The sequence below is a fragment of the Kitasatospora sp. NPDC088548 genome (assembly GCF_044753005.1).
GTDB lineage: Bacteria > Actinomycetota > Actinomycetes > Streptomycetales > Streptomycetaceae > Kitasatospora.
In genome coordinates this window covers 698,542-715,313 of record NZ_JBIVMI010000001.1, presented here as the reverse complement: position 1 = coordinate 715,313, position 16,772 = coordinate 698,542, and the positions used below count along the sequence as shown (strand labels likewise).

General features: G+C 74.9%; 14 protein-coding genes. 6 read left to right on the top strand and 8 right to left on the bottom strand.

Annotation, left to right across the window (positions count from 1 at the left end):
- Positions 1-30 precede the first annotated feature (30 nt).
- Genes ddaH through ACIP82_RS03085 form a run of 3 tightly spaced genes read right to left on the bottom strand, consistent with a single transcriptional unit; the run spans position 31 to position 2,187 of the window.
- Positions 31-888: a dimethylargininase gene (ddaH, locus tag ACIP82_RS03095; RefSeq protein WP_400650234.1), complete on the bottom strand. Its 858-nt coding sequence runs from the start codon at positions 886-888 to the stop codon at positions 31-33.
- 40 nt (positions 889-928) lie between these two features.
- Complete coding sequence (locus ACIP82_RS03090) at positions 929-1,552, bottom strand: response regulator transcription factor (RefSeq protein ID WP_400650231.1); 624 nt, start codon at positions 1,550-1,552, stop codon at positions 929-931.
- The gene (locus tag ACIP82_RS03085) at positions 1,549-2,187 is read right to left on the bottom strand and encodes a LuxR C-terminal-related transcriptional regulator (RefSeq protein ID WP_400650229.1); all 639 of its coding nucleotides are present in this window, start codon (positions 2,185-2,187) and stop codon (positions 1,549-1,551) included. Before ACIP82_RS03085 ends, ACIP82_RS03090 begins: the two co-directional genes overlap by 4 nt.
- A gap of 456 nt (positions 2,188-2,643) precedes the next feature.
- Between ACIP82_RS03085 and ACIP82_RS03080 the strand changes: the two genes are divergently transcribed.
- The 3 genes from ACIP82_RS03080 (at position 2,644) to ACIP82_RS03070 (ending at position 9,283) form a co-directional block, all read left to right on the top strand.
- Complete coding sequence (locus ACIP82_RS03080; RefSeq protein WP_400650226.1) at positions 2,644-5,928, top strand: type 2 lanthipeptide synthetase LanM family protein; 3,285 nt, start codon at positions 2,644-2,646, stop codon at positions 5,926-5,928.
- Between the two features lie 77 nt (positions 5,929-6,005).
- On the top strand, positions 6,006-6,224 hold the full coding sequence (locus ACIP82_RS03075; RefSeq protein WP_363604242.1) for a hypothetical protein: 219 nt from the start codon (positions 6,006-6,008) through the stop codon (positions 6,222-6,224).
- 146 nt (positions 6,225-6,370) lie between these two features.
- Positions 6,371-9,283 (top strand): AAA family ATPase, encoded by a 2,913-nt coding sequence (locus ACIP82_RS03070; protein WP_400650223.1) that lies wholly within the window; start codon positions 6,371-6,373, stop codon positions 9,281-9,283.
- 98 nt (positions 9,284-9,381) lie between these two features.
- Here ACIP82_RS03070 and ACIP82_RS03065 read toward each other — a convergent pair whose 3' ends face one another.
- Positions 9,382-9,693, bottom strand: coding sequence for a hypothetical protein (locus ACIP82_RS03065; RefSeq protein ID WP_400650220.1), 312 nt, complete (start codon positions 9,691-9,693; stop codon positions 9,382-9,384).
- 616 nt (positions 9,694-10,309) lie between these two features.
- Between ACIP82_RS03065 and ACIP82_RS03060 the strand changes: the two genes are divergently transcribed.
- From ACIP82_RS03060 to ACIP82_RS03050, 3 genes are all read left to right on the top strand, one after another.
- A complete protein-coding gene (locus tag ACIP82_RS03060; RefSeq protein ID WP_363604249.1) occupies positions 10,310-10,849 on the top strand; it encodes a hypothetical protein in 540 nt (179 codons plus the stop codon).
- 2 nt (positions 10,850-10,851) lie between these two features.
- Positions 10,852-11,232 (top strand): tail fiber domain-containing protein, encoded by a 381-nt coding sequence (locus ACIP82_RS03055; protein ID WP_363604251.1) that lies wholly within the window; start codon positions 10,852-10,854, stop codon positions 11,230-11,232.
- Positions 11,233-11,398: 166 nt separating this feature from the next.
- Positions 11,399-12,061 carry a 2OG-Fe(II) oxygenase gene (locus ACIP82_RS03050; protein ID WP_363604252.1) on the top strand — a complete coding sequence of 221 codons (663 nt, stop codon included), beginning with the start codon at positions 11,399-11,401 and terminating at the stop codon, positions 12,059-12,061.
- Between the two features lie 163 nt (positions 12,062-12,224).
- On the opposite strand, the gene ACIP82_RS03045 is transcribed toward ACIP82_RS03050, so the two are convergent.
- The 4 genes from ACIP82_RS03045 to ACIP82_RS03030 all read right to left on the bottom strand — a co-directional run bounded on the left by ACIP82_RS03045 (position 12,225) and on the right by ACIP82_RS03030 (position 16,564).
- Positions 12,225-13,409, bottom strand: coding sequence for a cytochrome P450 (locus tag ACIP82_RS03045; protein ID WP_400650216.1), 1,185 nt, complete (start codon positions 13,407-13,409; stop codon positions 12,225-12,227).
- A 31-nt stretch (positions 13,410-13,440) separates the two neighbouring features.
- Positions 13,441-14,814 carry an NAD(P)/FAD-dependent oxidoreductase gene (locus tag ACIP82_RS03040; protein ID WP_400650213.1) on the bottom strand — a complete coding sequence of 458 codons (1,374 nt, stop codon included), beginning with the start codon at positions 14,812-14,814 and terminating at the stop codon, positions 13,441-13,443.
- Complete coding sequence (locus ACIP82_RS03035) at positions 14,804-15,013, bottom strand: ferredoxin (RefSeq protein ID WP_363604257.1); 210 nt, start codon at positions 15,011-15,013, stop codon at positions 14,804-14,806. Before ACIP82_RS03035 ends, ACIP82_RS03040 begins: the two co-directional genes overlap by 11 nt.
- A 270-nt stretch (positions 15,014-15,283) precedes the next feature.
- Entirely contained in the window at positions 15,284-16,564 is a 1,281-nt protein-coding gene (locus ACIP82_RS03030; protein WP_363604259.1) for an MFS transporter, read from the bottom strand.
- Positions 16,565-16,772: the final 208 nt, after the last annotated feature.

The window sequence follows — 16,772 nt, the reverse complement described above, 5'->3', positions numbered from 1 at the left end:
CGCAGCGACACCGGCAGTGCGCGGCACCCGTCAGGGGCGCAGCTCCAAGGTGCAGCACTTGATGCTGCCGCCGCCCTTGAGGAGTTCGGAGAGGTCGACCGGGCGGGGGCGGAAGCCGCGGGCGCGCAGCCGGGCGGCGAGGTGGTGGGCGGGTTCGGGGAGGTAGACGTCGCGGCCGTCGCTGAAGGCGTTGAGGCCGAAGACGGCGGCGTCCTCGGGGGTGGCGAGGAGGGCGTCGGGGAAGGTGCGGTCCAGCAGGGCCCGGGCGGCGGGGGAGAAGGCGGCCGGGTTGTACATGATCTCGTCGCCGTCGAGGACGGCGAGGGCGGTGTCGAGATGGTAGTAGCGGGGGTCGGTGAGCTCCAGGCCGAGGACCGGGCGGCCGAAGAACTCCTGGGCCTCGCGGTGGGATTCGGGGGAGCTGCGGAAGCCGTGGCCGGCCAGGATCCAGCTGTCGGTGGCGAGGAAGTCGCCCGCGCCCTCGTTGACGTGTCTCGGGTCGCGGGTCTCGGTGAAGCCGCGGTCGCGGAACCAGTCGAGGTAGGCGGGGCCCTCGGCGGCGCGTTCGGGGTTGCGGAACCGGGCACCGAGGACCTTGCCGTCGATGACGGTGGCGCCGTTCGCCGCGTAGACCATGTCGGGCAGGCCGGGGACCGGGTCGATCAGCTCCACGGTGTGGCCGGCCTCGGTGTAGAGGGCGCGCAGGCGCTCCCACTGGGCCGTCGCGAGGTCGGTGTCGACCGGCCGGTCGGGGTTCATCCAGGGGTTGATCGCATAGCTCACCTCGAAGAACTCGGGGCGGCACATCAGGATGCGGCGCGGGCGCGAGGTCCGCGGGCGGGTGGGAGCGGCGGTGGGGGAGCTGAGGGCGAGGGCGGGGGCGGTCATGGGGGGCTCCGGGGAGAGGATCGGGATCGGCTGGATCGGGTCAGATCAGGCCGAGGCGGACGGCGTGGGCGACCGCGTGGGCGCGGTTGCGGGCCTGGAGCCGGGCCATCAGTTCGTAGATGACGTTCTTGACGGTGTGTTCGGAGCAGTGGAGCGTCCGGGCGATCACCGCGTTGCCGTGGCCCTCGGCCATCAGGTCGAGCACCGCGGTCTGGCGCGCGGTGAGCGGGGCCGGCGCGGCCGGCGGGGCCGCGGGCCGGACGGCGGGGGAGACGGCGTCGGTGAGCAGCTGGGCGAGGGCCGCGTACGGCATCCGGCCGTCGCCGTGGTGGGCGCCGTGCACGGCGGCGGCGAGGTGGGGCGGGGTGAGGCCGGCCGAGCGCAGGACGGCGGCGACGCCGACGTGCAGGGCCAGCCGCAGGCCGGCGGGCGTCACCGTGTCGCAGACCAGCAGCTGCGGGCGGTCGGTGGCCGCGCCGGTCCGGACGGCCTCCTCGACGCTGGGCGCGGCGGCCAGCGTGACGGTGCCGCTGCCCGGGTGCGGGGAGGTGGCGATCCCGGCGTGGCCGAGCATCGAGGTGAGCCGGGGCGCGGCCGGGCCGGCGAGCACATGGGCGCGCGGGGCCGGGGCCTGCGGGGCGCGTTCGGCGAGGAGGGCGCTCACAGCAGGCCCGCCCGCAGCGCGTAGGCGACCGCGTGGGCACGGTTGCGCAGCCGGAACCGCTGGGTGATGTCGTGCACGACGGTGGTCACGGTTCTCTGGGAGTAGGCGAGTCGCTGGGCGATCTCGCTGGTCTCGTGGCCGTCGGCGACCATGCTCAGCACGGAGCGCTCGCGCTCGGACAGGCCCGCCGCCGCCCACCCGGGGGCGTCACCGGCGGCGCCGGAGCGGTTGAGCAGCTGGTCGAGCAGGTCCGGGGGGAGGGTGCAGTCGCCGCGGGCGGCGGCCAGCACCGCGCGGGACAGCCGGGGCGCGTCGGCCTCCCGGCGGCGCAGCAGGGCGCGGGCCCCGGCGGCCAGCGCGTGCAGGGCGTCACCGGGCGTCAGATCGCTGGCCACCAGGACGACGGCGGGCCGGCCGGCGGTGTCGCGGGTGGCGCGCAGCATGTCCAGCTCGGCCCGGGCGAACCGGTCCACGATCATGACCACCACCTGCGGCTCCGCGGCCGGGCCGCCGGGGGCGCCCGGGGTGTCCGGTTCCGTCACGGTCACGTCCGGGCAGGCGTACAGGGTGCTCTTGGTGCCGGCTTCCAGCACCGGGTCGAGGGCGACGACGCTGACAGGTACGGGTTCTCCCACCGGGTCCTCCGAAGGTCATCCGCCCGGTCGGGGCGGTGCGCGGGACAGGTACGGGCTGAGCGGGGCAGGGGTGCTGCGCAACAGCTGGTGGTACTGGACAGAGACTGCGGGCCGGCGGGTGGGGGTGGCATCGGGAGCGGCCCCCCAGCTTTGCCCGCGGCCGGGGCGCGGGGTGCGGACCGTACGGCGGCGGACCCCGGCGACCGGGTGTTCCGGGCCTGGTGACGGCGGGTCGGCCCCGGTGACGGCGGGCCGGGCCGGGCGGGGGCGGGCGGCGCCGCCCGGCCGCGCCGCCCGGTGGCCCCCGGTGGCCCGGCGCTCCCGCCCTGGTGGGGGCGGTCCCCGGGAGGCCGGTGCCCCGGGTGGGCGAAACCTGGGGGCTCCTGGGTAGTGGCGGGAGAATATGGGGAACCGGCCCCCATGTGGGGGGGTGGGGGGCTCTGGGACGTTGGTCCTGTGACTGACACCGCCACTCCCCCCGACACCCGGACCCCGACCCTGCCGCGCTGGTGGTGGGCCCGCGGGCTGACCCTGCGCGAGCGGCTCGCCACGCCGGGCCTCCCGGTGGCCGGGCCGGCCGCGGCCCCGGGCCGCGGCCCCGGGCCGTGGTCCGCCGGGGACCGCGCGGGGTTCGCCGCCCGGCTGGCGAGCCTGGGCCTCGGCGACGGGCAGGCCTTCGCGCTCGGGGACGAACTGCCCGACCGCCTGGCCGCCCGGTCGGCCAAGCCGCGGTGGGCGCGGTACGTGGAGCGGACGGTGGCCGGTGCCCCGGTGACCGCGGGGGCGCCCGAACAGGCGCACGGCGAGGGCGTCGAGGTCTTCCTGCCGGTGCTGCGCCCGCTGATCACCCAGGCCTGGGCCGGGGTGGCCGCGCGGCTGCCCCTGCCCGAGGGCGAACACGCCGCCGTCCGGGCCGCGTTCGAGCAGCGGCTCGGCCACCAGCTGGTCCGGCGGGCGGCCCGGACGCTGGTCCGCGAGCTGAGCGAGGCCCGCGCCGAGGGCCGGCTCACCGGGGCCACCGGGCCGGAGCGGTTCGCCGCGTTCACCGCCGAACTCGGCACCGGGCCGGGGCTGTCCCGGCTCTTCACCCGCTACCCGGTGCTGGCCCGGATCCTCGGCGGGACGGCCGCCGACGCGGCCGAGGCCGTGCTGGAACTGGCGGAGCGCCTCCACACCGACCGCGCCGCGCTGGTCGCCGGACTCTTCCGGGGCGAGGACCCGGGCGCGCTGGTCCGGCTGGAGCTCGGCCGCGGCGACGCCCACCAGGGCAACCGCTCCGTCGCGCTGCTGCACTTCGCGGACGGCGGCGCCGTCGTCTACAAGCCGCGGCCGCTGGGGCAGCATGCGCTGCTGGACGAGGCGGTCGGCTGGCTCAACGGCAAGGTGGCCGGGCTGGGCCTGCGCACCCCCCGGTCGGTGCGCGGCGCCGGGTACGGCTGGCTGGAGTTCGTCGAGCACCACTGGTGCGGCTCGGTCACCGCGGCGGACCGCTTCTACCGGCGCCAGGGCGCGCTGCTCGCCCTGCTGTACGCGGTGGACGGCGCCGACATGCACTACGAGAACGTCATCGCCTCCGGCGACCAGCCGGTGCTGGTGGACGCCGAGACCCTGTTCCACACCGGCCTGCCGGCCGCCACCACCGCGGGCGCCGACCCGGCGGCCGGGGCACTGGAGGCCTCGGTGCACCGGACCTGCCTGCTGCCGAACCTGCTGATCGGCGAGAACGGCGCGCTGGACATCTCCGCCCTCGGCCGCGCCGACAGCGGCGCGTACCCGAGCGACGGGCTGCGCTGGGAGGACGCCGGGACGGACACCATGCGGGCCGTCCGCGGACCGGTGGAGAGCCCGGCCGGGCAGAACCAACCGCTGCCGCAGGGCCGGACGGCCGGGCACGCCGACCACCGCGCCGCGCTGCTGGAGGGGTTCCGGGCCGGCTACGACGCGATCACCGCGCACCGCGCCGAACTCCTCGGCACGGACGGCCTGCTCTGCACGGACGGGCTGCCGGGCGCGGCCGGCGCGCTGGGCACGGACGGGCTGCTGGGCCGCTGGGCGCACACGCCCGCCCGGCTGCTCGTCCGCTCGACCCGGCTCTACACGACCCTGCTGGACGAGTCCACCCACCCCGACCTGCTGCACGACGCGCTGGCCCGGGACTCGGTGTTCGCCGTGCTCTGGACGGAGTCCGCCGACGACCCGGCCCGGCAGCGGCTGATCGAGCACGAGATCGCCGAACTCTGGCGCGGGGACGTGCCGCTGTTCTTCCACCGCCCGGGGCGCACGGCGGTCTGGACCGGCCGTGACGTCCGGGTGGACGGGATCCTGCCCGTGCCCAGCCTGGTCGCCGTCCAGGGGAAGATCGCCGCGATGGACGAGGTGGACCGCCACGACCAGGAGTGGGTCATCTCCGCGACCCTCGCCGTCTCCAGCGCCAACTCGCCCGACGCCGGGCCCCGTTCGGAGCTGGCCCCGGTCCGGGTACCGGCCGTCGTGCCCGAGTCGCCCCGGCTGCTCGCCGCCGCCTGCGGGATCGCCGACGAGATCACCGCCCGGGCCGTGCACGGCGACGGCCGGGCCAACTGGCTGGGCCTGGAACGGGTGGCCGGGGCGCACTGGGCGGTGCTGCCGATGGGCGGCGGACTCGCCCAGGGCTACTGCGGGGTGGCGCTCTTCCTGGCCCAGACCGGCGCGCTCGCCGGGGCCCCGCGCTACACCGCGCTGGCCCGGGAGGCGGTCCGGCCGCTGCCGGCGCTGCTCTCCGCGCTGGTCACGGACCCGGAGCTGAGCGCCGCCGTCGGGCCCGGCGCCCTGAACGGGCTGGGTGGCATCGTCCACACACTGCTGCGGCTCACCGAACTGCTGGGCGGCGAAGGCGACCGCGACGGCGTCCGGGCCGAGCTCGACGGCTGCCTCTCCGACGCGCTGACCGCCCTCGCCCACGCCGCCGACGCCCTGCCCGACGGGCCCGGTGCCACCGGACCCGTCACCGGTCTGGCCGACGGCCTCGCCGGCGCGCTCGCCGCCGTGCTGCCCCTCTGCAGGGCGACCGGCGACCGGCGGGTGGCCGAGCGGGCGGCCGAGCAGGCCCGGCGCCTCGCCGACCGGCTGCTCGCCCTCACCGGGGCGGGCTCCGGGGCGACCGGCCTCGCCCACGGCGACGCGGGCACCGGCTGGGCGCTGCTGAGGTACGCCGCCGTCCGGGGTGAGGCGGGCGCGGACGGGCGGCCGTACGCCACCGCCGGGGCCGCGCTGCTGCGCCCCGCGCTGGACGCCGCGGTGCGGGCCGGGGCGGGCGGCGACCTCTCCTGGTACTCCGGCCTCGCCGGCGTCGCGCTCGCCGCGGCGGACACCCTGACCGACGCCGCGGTGGCCGACGACGCCCTGGCCGACGGGTTCGACCACTGCGTCCGCCTGCTCTCCGCCCCCGGCGGGAGCGACGACCTGAGCCTCGGCCACGGCACCCTCGGCGCGCTGGAGGCGCTGACCGTCCTCGCGGAGCGCGGCCACCCCGGCGCCCGGGACGCGCTTACCCACCGCACCGGCGAGGTGCTCGGCCTGATCGAGCAGCAGGGCCACCGCTGCGCGACCCCCGACCACGTGCCGTCCCCCGGGCTGCTCACCGGCCTCTCCGGCATCGGCTACGCCCTGCTCCGGCTGGGCTTCCCCGGGACCGTGCCCTCCGTCCTGCTGCTCGACCACGCCCCCCGGGCGACGAGCGGCCCGCACCGCACCACCCGCTGAACCTTCCGCCGCACCGCCGCACCTCCCCCGATCCGCTCCCCGTACCCGCGCAAGGCCACCAGAAGGGATCCACCCTCATGAACAAGCCGACCGCCACCGCCGCCACCGCTGCCACCACCGCTGCCGCCGCCGAGCAGGTCCAGGGCCAGGAGCAGGACCCGGCCGGCGGGATCCGCCTCTCGGGCCGCAACCGCGCCTGCGCCCGCGCCCGCGTCCTCGCCGGCATGGTGCTGACCAGCGGCATCGTGATCACCCTCAGCAGCCTGGACACCACGGTCTCCGCGCCGCACATCTGAGCACCCCGACGGATCGTCACGACGGATCGTCACGACGGCGGTGCGGGTCCGCGCAGGCAGCGGGCCCGCACCGCCGCGTCCGCGTCCCTGCCGGGGCGGCACGCGGTCTGACGTTGAGCGGCCCGCATCAACTATGCTCACCGGTCATGCGTTCCCATGCGCCGTATGTCGTCGGACGTGACTCACAGTTGCGTTCCCTCCAGCAGGCGCTGTCCGACGCGCGGCAGGGGCGCGGCGGCGTCGTCTTCCTGGTCGGGGAGGCGGGTATCGGCAAGTCCCGCCTCGCGGCCGAGGCCGTGGGCACCGCCTTCGACTCCGGCATGCGCGTCCTGCGCGGCCGCAGCAGCACCACCGGGCCCACCGTGCCGTTCCGGCCGCTCACCGAGGCCCTGATGTCGCTGTTCCGCAGCGGGGAACCGGTGGACGACCTGGCCCTCGGCCCCTACCGGCCGGTGCTCGGCCGGCTCATACCCGACTGGAACACCGGCGACCACGAGAACAGCTCGATGGTCATCCTCGGCGAGGCCGTCCTGCGGCTGCTCATCGGCGCCGCCAAGGGCCGCGGCCAACTGCTGCTGCTGGAGGACCTGCACGACGCCGACCCCGAGACGCTCGCCGTGGTCGAGTACCTGGTGGACAACCTGGAGTACACGCCCGTGCTGCTCCTGGCCACCATCCGCACCGAGTTCTGCGACGCCCTCGACCTGGCCGGCTCGGCCCGCCGACGCGGCGTCGGCACCCTCATCGAACTCCCCCCGCTCACCCGCCCGCAGGTCCGCGACATGATCGCCGCCCAGCTGGGCACCGAGCCGGACGGCGTCCCGGAGACGGTGCTGGACCGGCTCTGCGACGACAGCACCGGCAGCCCGTTCCTGATCGAGGAACTGCTCCAGTCGATGATCAGCGGCGGCGCGCTGGTCCAGGGCACCGACGGCTGGCGGGTCGTCGGCGACCTGCGCAGCGACGTCTCCACCGCCCTCGCCCGCGGCATCCTGCGGCGGATCGACCGGCTCGGCCCGCAGGGCCAGACCCTGCTCTCCGCCGCCGCCGTGCTCGGCCGGCGCTTCCCGCTGACCGTGCTCCAGCGGATGACCGGCATCGACGACCGCAGCCTGCTCAGCCATCTGCACGCCGGGGTCGCCGCCCAGCTGGTCGTCCCCGACGAACCCGCCCCGGACTGGTACGCCTTCCGCCACCCGCTCACCGTGGAGGCGCTGTTCACCCAGCTCACCCCCGGCACCCGGGCCGAACTGGCCGGCCGGGCCGCCGACGCCGTCCAGGCCCTGCACCCCGAACTCACCGGCGAATGGTGCCCGCTGGTCGCCGGGCTGCGCGCCGAGGCCGGCGAACGCGCCGAGGCGGGCCGGCTGTTCGCGGAGGCCGGCCGACGGGCCCTGGCGGACGGCGCGATCGGCTCCGCCATCACCCTGCTGGACCGCGCCGAACGGCTGCTGGCCGGCAGCGCCGACCCCGCCCGCCGGGCCGAGGTCCTGGAGTCGCTGCTGCCCGCGCTCGCCGAGGCCGGGGACTTCACCCGCGCCTTCGACCTCGCCGAACACCTGCACGCGCTCGGCGGCGCCGGCCTGAGCGCCCCCCGGCTCGCCGCGCTGCACACCCGGCTCGCCAAGGTCGCCCACACCGCGGGCCGTTGGGCCGACGGCAACCGGCAGATCGCCCGGGCCCGGGCCGTCCTCGGCCCGTCCCCCGACGAGGCCGCCTCGGCGCCGGTCGACGTCGCCGCCGCCTACCTCGCGCTGGACACCCCGGGCCCCGACCGCACCCAGCAGGCCGAGAAGCTGGCCCGTTCGGCCGTCGAGGCGGCCCAGCGGCACGACCTGCCCACCGTCGTCTGCCAGGCCTGGGAACTGCTCGCCTCGGTCGCCCGCGAACGCGACCCCGCCGAGGCCCACGCCATGCTGGAACGGGCCCTGACCACCGCCGAACGCCACCGGCTGCCGCTCCAGCGGATGTACGCGCTCACCCGGATCGGCGGCAACGGCTGGCTCGCCGACGGCGACGCCACCGGACTGGCCACGGCCCGCGACGAGGCCCTGCGGCTCGGCTCGGCCACCATCGTCTACACCATCGACGGCATCCTGATCCTCGACTCCGTCCTGCGCGGCGAGTTCGCCGCCGCCCGGGCCGCCGCCGAGGAGTGCCTGACCGTCGTCCGGCGCCTGCGGCTCGCCCCCGCCGTCCGCTACGTCCTGATGGCGCGGGCGACCCTCGCCGCCCACCTCGGCGACCGGGCGGGGATGGACGAGGCGCTCGCCGCGTTCGCCGCCTGGGACGGTGCCGGCTCCCAGGAGGAACCGCTGACCCTCGGCCTCGCCCGGACGTTCTGCGCGCTCATGGAGGAGGACCGCGAGACCGCCCGGCGCGAACTGCACGCCGTCGGCGAACTCGAACGGGACAACCCCTCCACCTACTACCTCAGCGGCCGGCACGGGATCGGCCTGCTGCTCGACGTCCTGGACGGCCGGGCCGGCCGCGCCCGGCACGACGAGGCCGCCGCCACCGCGCCCGGCCGGATGCGCTGGAACCGCCAGTTCGTGCTGTTCGCCGACGCCGTCCTGCTCGGCCGCGAGGGCCGCCCCCAGGAGGCGGCGGCCGCCGTCGCCGAGGCCCTGCGCGCCGCCGAGCCCTACCCCACCACCCTCCACCTCGGCCTGCGGCTGGTCGCCGACGCCGCCCACGCCGACGGCTGGGGCGAGCCGGTGGCCTGGCTGCGCCGGGCCGAGCACCATTTCCACCAGCACGACGTCGCCGCCGTCGCCAACGCCTGCCGCGCCGCCCTGCGCCGCCTCGGCGCACCCGTCTACCAGCACCGCACCGGCACCAGCCGCATCCCCGAGGACCTGCGCGCCCTCGGCGTCACCGTCCGCGAGTACGAGGTCTTCGTCCTGCTCGCCGAGCGCCTGAGCAACAAGGACATCGCCGACCGCCTCTACATCTCCCCGCGCACCGTGGAGAAGCACATCGCCAGCCTGATCACCAAGACCGACGAGCCCAACCGCACCGCCCTCTGCGCCCGTTCGGCCGCCGCCGGGCCGGGATAGGGCCGGGCCCGGCGGCGGCCGAACGCCGGAGGTGGCGGCTGGTCAGCGGTTGTCACCCAGTTCCTGATGCATCTGGGGCTGGTCGTCCTCGTCGTGGGTCAGGGCGTGGCGCTCGACTTCGGAACACTGCGCTTGAGCCCGGCCATGTCGGGGTACTTGTCGGTGAATGCGGTGCGGACCATCGAGATGTACGCGTCGTGGACGCCGGGGGGCAGGAACTTCTTGTAGAAGTCGACGGCCTGCGTGGTCATGAAGACGCCGTCGTCGGTCTTCTCCCACTCCTTGTCACGTTCCTGGTTCCACAGCGCCTCGGTCTCGTCGGCGTTCTTCGGCAGCAGCCATTTCTCGGGGGTGCCGAGGTAATGGCTGACGTAGTGCCAGGCGGCACACGAAACCGTGGGCGTCGTCACGGGAAACGTCGAGGCCGAGGTTCCTCATGGCCTGGAGGATCTGGGTGCTGAAGACGCAGGCGGCGCCGACGGTGTACTTCCGGGAAACCGGCTCGCCCCACTTCGCGTAGTCCCACTGGCCGCTCCGCGCTCGCGGCCTTCAGCTCCGCCGCGACCGTTGCCGTCGCCAATGCCACAGGAACACTCTTCTCTTCGTGGTCAGGATTGAACGGAGCCGCCGGGCCGGACCGCAGGACCGACGGCAGACACGCGTCGCCCGAGGCCGCTCCGACACAGCAGCGGAGAAGACCCCGGGCACCCCGAGTTTCCGGCAGCAGTCAGCCCGACTCCTGAAAACCTGTTGCGTTCACTCCTGCGAGTGAACGAGGCAGGCAGGACACGCCGGCGCGGTCACGGTGCACCGACGATCGCTCATTGGTTTGTGCTCGTCGATCGCGTTCGTCACCGTTCTGGTGGCGGTTCATCAGATCGCGCGAACTCGTGGTTGTTCGCCGGTTGGGCCAGGTGGGCGTGGATACGCTCGGTCGCGTCGTCCGAATGGGGGCGGCAGCCCGTCGTCCCGGCCGTCGTGCGTTGGTGCGGAGTTCACGCCCGGGCAGTTCCCGTGGGAGTGGACATGAGTTCTGCAGGTCGTAAGACCATCGCGGTGATGGCCGCGGCTCTGGCGTCGCTGGGCGCGGGGAGCGGTGTCACCGCGTCCGCGGCCACCCCGGCGGCCGCGCCGTGCAGCGGGGAGGAGTGCCCCAGCCTGAAGCCGACCAGGCTGACGGCCAGTCAGGCGAGCCTGAACATCACCCAGATGCAGCTGGAGAACATCTACGCGATGGCCAGCGACGCGGTGACCGGGCAGCCCATCCGCGGTGCGCGGATCGTGTTCGCCACCGTCGGCGGCCGGACGCTGGGCGCGGCCTACACCGACTACGACGGCGTGGCCGCGATCACCGCCCCGGAGAACCTGGGCCCCGGAACGCTCCAGGAGCTGCTGGGCGGTTACGAAGCCGCGATGGTCGGCGACGGCGTCCACGCCCCGGCCGGGGCCCACGGAGCCATCACCATCGGTACCGACCAGGGCCCCGGTGTCCCGGGCTCCCCGTGCGCCGTCTGCAGTGACCGCGGGCTCAAGCAGGACGTGGTCCCGGTCGACTGGAGCCGGTAGGGATGCGGCTCTTCCGCCGGCCGTCCCGGGCGGCCGACCACACCGTCCCGGCCCGTCGTCCGGCCGGGGCACAGGAGAACGGCGGGGTGGCCCCGGTCGGTGCGGTCAACGGCCACGCCGTCCTGGAGACCGTGGCCGCGCTGCCCGTCAGCACCTGGCGCTACCTCTGGGAGCCCGAAGACGTGCGCCACCTCGGGCCGATGGCCCAGGACTGGCACGCCGCCTTCGGCTTCAACCGGGACGACACCACCATCCCCGTCGTCGACGGCCTCGGCGTCGCCCTGGTGTGCGTCCAGGCACTGCACCGCCGCGTGGAAGAACTCACGGCCGAAGTGGACCGGCTGCGAGCAGCCGCGGGCGTGCACACGCCCGGGGCCGCGTGACGGCGGCGCCCAATCCCTGGGCGACTCGGGGGAGTCGGCCCCCGCGGAACCCTCGTCGCGATCCGGAAGGCAGGAAACCTTGGCACCACACGACACCGTGACGGGACCGTCCGAGGCGGTGGATCAGCGGTCGCCGGTGTGTACGGACGCGATCTGGCGGCTTCCGGTGACGGTCTGTCGCATCACCCAGTTCCTGGGCGAGCGGACGGCCGGCGCCCTCCTGGAGCGCGCCATCGCCTCCGCCGGCGACACGTTGAAGCCCTCCATGATCCGGGACCGGGAGGTGGTCCCCGACTTTCGCCGCTCCCGGTCGTGCCAGGACTTCGCCGCGCCCGAGTTGATGGCGGCCATCGACGAGGTCCTGGAGGCGGTCGAGCACACGCTGGGAGTCTCCTGCCGGAACACCGAACCCAGCTACAGCCTCAACGTGCACAACGACGGCGACTTCTACCGGCCGCACCAGGACACCAGCGCCGAGTTCTCCCCCCGGCGTCTGCTCACGTTCGTGTATTACCTGCATCGCACGCCCCGGCCTTTCGACGGGGGCGAGCTGCGGGTGTTCGACGCCGCCCTGCCGCTGTACACCGGGACGACCGGAAAGTGGGAGGAGCGCACCTGGCGGGACTGGGAGCCCGAGCACGACAGCATCGTGTTCTTCCGCCCCACCGCCTGGCACGAGGTCCGGCCGGTCGGCTGCCCGAGCAGGCAGCACGCGGACAGCCGCTTCGCCGTCAACGGCTGGCTGTGCAGCCCCGACCCCGCACGCGCGGAACGACGGCCGCAGCCACCGCGGCCACGGCCGGCAGGAGGTGGTGGGCCGGCCAGGTGAGCACGACGGACACCACGCCGGGATCGAAGTCGTCGTCCCGCTCGAAGTCCGGTCCAGCCTTGATGCCGTTGCCTGGCTCTCCGGGTTCCGCTGGAAGGTCGGCGCACCTGGCGGCGCACCCGCGGAACAGAGCCCGATCGCCGGCACGCCCCGCCAGGCGGCCTCAGAGTTGGACGGGCAGGTGGCGGGGGCCGCGGAGCATGGCGTTCTGCCGGTAGGGGGGCGGGTCCTGGACCAGGCGTGCTGTGCCGAGGCGGGAGATCAGCGCACCGAGCGCGGCCTCGGCTTCGATGCGGGCGAGTGGTGCGCCGTAGCACAGGTGAATACCGCTGCCGAAGCCGAGGTGCTGGTTGTCCGGGCGGGCGGGGTCGAACCGGTCGGGCTCGTGGAACCGCTTGGGGTCGCGGTTGCCCGAGGCCAGCGCGAGCACGACGGAGGTGCCTTCGGGGATGGTGGTGCCGGCGACGTCGATGTCGGCGAGGGGGACGCGTTCGCGCATGTGGACCGGGGGTTCGTAGCGCAGCAGTTCCTCCACCGCTCGCGGCAGCAGGTCCGGTTCGCGACGCAGCTGATCCAGATGTTCGGGCCGGCGCAGCAGGGTGAGCACCCCGTTGGTGATCAGGTTCACCGTGGTCTCGTGTCCCGCGATGAGCAGCAGCACGGCGGTTTCCGCGAGTTCTTCCCGGCTGAGCCGCAGGGCCGGGTCCGGCTCGTTGACGAAGGCGGAGAGCATGTCGTCGCCTGGACTGCCACGGCGCTTCTCGGCGAGGTCCACCAGGTACCGGCCCATCTCGCCCCGCGCCTGGTCGCCCTCCTTGTCCCGCCCGGTGGAGTCCTCTTCGGGCCTGACGTCGGCGGACGCGACGATCGCGTCGGACCACGCCCGGAAGAGCGGCTCGTCCTCACGTGGCACGCCGAGCAGGCGGCAGATCACCGTGACGGGCAGTGGGTAGGCGAAGTCGTCGACGATGTCGATCCGGTGGCCCGCCTGGAAGGGCTCCAGCAGTTCCTCGGTGAGCCGGGCGATCTCGTCGCGCATGGTATCGACCCGGTGCGGGCTGTGCGGGGGGCCGAACGGCCGCATGGCCAGGGTGCGCAGTCTGTGATGCTCCGGGTCGTCGAGCCGCAGGAACGGCGGCTTGTGCGTCGTCTCGCCACGGGTGCGGGGATCGACACTCATCCGTGGATCGTGGAGCAGGGCGGCGATCTCGTGGTAGGTGCCGATCAGGTAGCTGCCGTCCGCCTGCCGTACAACGGGACCGGCCTCGCGGAGTTCCGCGTACAGCGGGTAGGGGTTGGGGCGGTTCGCGTAGTCGGTGATCCGGGCCAGCAAGGTGTCGGAGTCCATGGTGGCTCCTCGTCGTTGGGCGGGACGTGGGTCAGCCGTTGGGCCGCACCACGGTCAGTCGGCGGTCGGGCAGATATCCGGTGAGCGCCACGGTGGGGCCGTGGGACAGCCTCTTCGGATCCGGCACGTCGGACGGGACCGGGATGTCCGCCGCGAGCGCGCGGTCCGCCGCGCCGGGCGGGGGCGGGAACGGAGCAGCCGTCTCGATCAGGTGCCGGTAGTAGTCGAGCGACTTGGCCATGTCGACGGTGACCGCCGCGGTGACCCGCCCCTGGTAGCCGTAGACCATCGCCAGACGGCGCGCCTCCAAAGAACCCTGGGCGATGACCACGTGGTCGGAGAAGGTGGGCACGCCCACCGACTTGATGTTGAGCCCGAACTGGGTCGACCAGAACGTCGGGAGGGCAAGGTGCGGGCGCCGCAGGGGCCCTGGGCTGACCATGTTGTGGGCCGCCACCCCGGCCTGCTCGACCGCGTTTCCCCAGTGTTCGAGGGAGAGCATCTGGTAACCGAACAGCGGGTGGGGGAAGCGGGAGACGTCGCCGGCGACGAAGAGGTCGTCAGTGACGATTCCGTACATGTTGAAGGCGCGGCACCCGGCGTCGCAGGCGATTCCGCGCGGGCCCGCCGCCAGTCCGGAGTCCGCCAGCCACTCGACGTTGCGGACCGCCCCCAACGCCACGACGCACACGTCCGCCTCGACGCGGCTGCCGTCGGACAGCTCCGCGCCGGTGAAGCGGCCGCTGTCGTCCCCGCGCAGGGCGGTGACCGTCACTCCGGTGCGCAGGTCCACACCGTGGTTGCGCTGCATGGCGGCCGCGAGTTTCGACAGGGTGCCGCCGAGCGCGCCCACCAGAGGTGCGGGACCGCGTTCGGCGACGGTGACGTCCAGTCCGCGTTCCCGGCAGGCCGAGGCGATCTCCGAGCCGGTGAAGCCGCCGCCGATCACCAGCACCCGCCGTGGCCCTGCGGCCAACCGCTCGGCCAAGCCGCCGGCGTCCTCGCGGGTACGCAGGGTGAACACCCCGTCCAGAGCGGCCTCCTGCGGGTTGGGCCAGGGCCGCGCCCTGGTCCCGGTGGCGATCAACAACCGGTCGTACGGCAGCGACTCGCCGTCGGCCAGCATCACCCGCTTCCCAAGGGGGTCCAGGCCGGTGGCGCGTACGCCCAGCCGCCACTCGGCGTCCGGATCCCGGCGCATCGGCAGCCCCGTGGTGTCCGCCGCCGCCAGGCCGAGCAGCACCTGCTTGGACAGCGGCGGCCGGTCGTAGGGCGGATGGGGCTCGTCGCCGACCACAGTCAGTGAGCCGGTGAAGCCCTCCTCCCGCAAGGCCTCCGCGGCCCGCAACCCGGCCAGCGACGCGCCGACGACGACGATCCGGCCCTCTTTCAGGTCACCGGTCATCGGCGCTCACCTCCTCACCGAGGAGGATGGCCTGGACCGGGCACGCCGCCGCGGCCTGGCGCACGCGCCCGACCTGGTCGTCGGGGACGGCCGGGGCGTACAGCAGTCCCTCCTCACCGTGCAGCTGGTACACCCCCGGCGCGAGGAAAACGCACTGTGCGTAGCCCTGGCAACGCGTGAGGTCCACAACGGTTCGCATCCCCATCCCCACCACTCCCTCTGCCGCCGCACCCCCCTCTCTCCCAGCATGGGACGAGAACCGGACGCTCGCACGGCGGCTGCCCGGGGACGCCGCCGCCGCCGCGGCGGCCGCCGAGCCGACCGCCCCGCCCACCAGTGCAGCGGTGGCCCGGCCCGCCGCGGTGCAGGCCGCCGCTCCCCGTGACGAGTGTGTGGAGCTCCTTCCCCGCCCGGGGCTTCCGGAGGGGAAGGCCGGCACCGACCCGGCGAACCTGTGCGGTCGGAGCAGCTAGCGCATCTCGCGGACGCGGCGGGAGGCGAGGACGGCGAGGCCGGTGAGGGTCAGGACGAGGGCGACGCCGGTGAACATCGCGCCGGTGCCGATCTGGGCCAGGGCGCCGCAGACGATCAGGGAGAGCGGCGCGGCCGCGTAGCCGAGGACCATGTCCACCGAGATCACCCGGCTGAGCACCTCCTGGGGGATGGTGCGCTGGATCCAGCTCAGGCCGAAGACGCCCTGGAAGCCGATGCCGAAGCCCATCGCCAGCACCGTGGCGACCGCGGCGGGCAGGCTGTCGAGCGCGCCGAGCAGGCCCATGCCGACGGCCAGCCAGCCGACCAGGGCGGCGATCAGCAGGCCCACCCGGGGGCGGCCGCCGACCGTGCCGCCGACCAGGGTGCCGAGCATCGCGCCGCCGGCCAGGGCGCCGTTGAGCAGGCCGAGGGTGGTCGAGCCGCCGTGCAGGGCCTCCTTGGCGAGGGTGGCGAAACCGACCGTGAACGGCCCGGCGTAGCAGAAGTTGACGGCGGTGTCGACGGCCAGCACGGTGCGCAGCCGCGGGTCCTCCCAGGTGTAGCGCAGGCCGACCCGGATCCGGGACCGGAGCGAGTCCTCGGCGGCCGGGGCGGCGGGCGCTTCGGGTACGTCGGCAGGGTCGCCAGGGTCGGCGGCCGGGCGGCGCGGGAGGGTGCGGACGCGGGAGACGCAGAGGCCGCAGAGGGCGAAGCAGACGCCGTCCACGACGAAGGCGACCGGCGCGTCCGAGACGGCGACCACCAGGCCGCCGACGGCCGGGCCGAGCACGGCGGAGACCCGGGTGCCCACGCCGAGCAGCGCGTTGGCCGGGGTGATCAGCTCCTTCTCCACCACCGACGGCAGGATGGAGACCCGGGCGGGCTGGAAGAAGGCGTCGACCACGCCGAAGGCGGCGGCCGCGGCGCAGAGCATCCAGACCGTCAGGGTGCCGCTCAGCCCGGCCAGTCCGACCGCCGCCATCAGGGCGGCGCGGGCCCAGCTGGAGGACATCATCAGGGTGCGGGTGGACCACTTGTCGCTGAGCGAGCCGCCGACCAGGGTGAGCAGTGCCCGGGGGACGGCCTGGAAGGTGAGCACATAGCCGAGGGCGAGGGTCGAGTGGGTGAGGCTCAGGGTGATCCAGGAGAACGCGATGTAGCTGAAGCCGTCGCCGAGCAGGGAGAGGGACTGGCCCAGCCAGAGCAGCCGGAAGGAGGGCAGCCGGGCGGGTGCCCAGAGCCGTGGGCCGGCGCCTGCCAGCGTGGTCGTCGCCATGGTCGGACCTTTCGTCGGGCGCGTGGAGGGCGGGAGGAGGAGTGGGAGAAGGAGCGGGAGGGAGGAAGGTGCGGCAGCGCCGGGGGGGGGGGGGGGGGGCCCCCCCCCCCGGGGGGGGGGGCGCGGGGGGGCCGGGGGGGCGGGGGGCCCGGCCGGGCCGGGGGGGCGGCGGCCGGGGGGCAGGGGCCCCGGGCCCGTGGGCCGCGGG

Bases quoted from the DNA above. Each gene is read 5' to 3' on its own strand.
- ddaH (WP_400650234.1), bottom strand. From the start codon at position 888: ATGACCGCCCCCGCCCTCGCCCTCAGCTCCCCCACCGCCGCTCCCACC.
- ACIP82_RS03075 (WP_363604242.1), top strand. From the start codon at position 6,006: ATGAACAAGCCGACCGCCACCGCCGCCACCGCTGCCACCACCGCTGCC.
- ACIP82_RS03070 (WP_400650223.1), top strand. From the start codon at position 6,371: ATGCGTTCCCATGCGCCGTATGTCGTCGGACGTGACTCACAGTTGCGT.
- ACIP82_RS03060 (WP_363604249.1), top strand. From the start codon at position 10,310: ATGAGTTCTGCAGGTCGTAAGACCATCGCGGTGATGGCCGCGGCTCTG.
- ACIP82_RS03055 (WP_363604251.1), top strand. From the start codon at position 10,852: ATGCGGCTCTTCCGCCGGCCGTCCCGGGCGGCCGACCACACCGTCCCG.
- ACIP82_RS03045 (WP_400650216.1), bottom strand. From the start codon at position 13,409: ATGGACTCCGACACCTTGCTGGCCCGGATCACCGACTACGCGAACCGC.
- ACIP82_RS03040 (WP_400650213.1), bottom strand. From the start codon at position 14,814: ATGACCGGTGACCTGAAAGAGGGCCGGATCGTCGTCGTCGGCGCGTCG.
- ACIP82_RS03035 (WP_363604257.1), bottom strand. From the start codon at position 15,013: ATGCGAACCGTTGTGGACCTCACGCGTTGCCAGGGCTACGCACAGTGC.
- ACIP82_RS03030 (WP_363604259.1), bottom strand. From the start codon at position 16,564: ATGGCGACGACCACGCTGGCAGGCGCCGGCCCACGGCTCTGGGCACCC.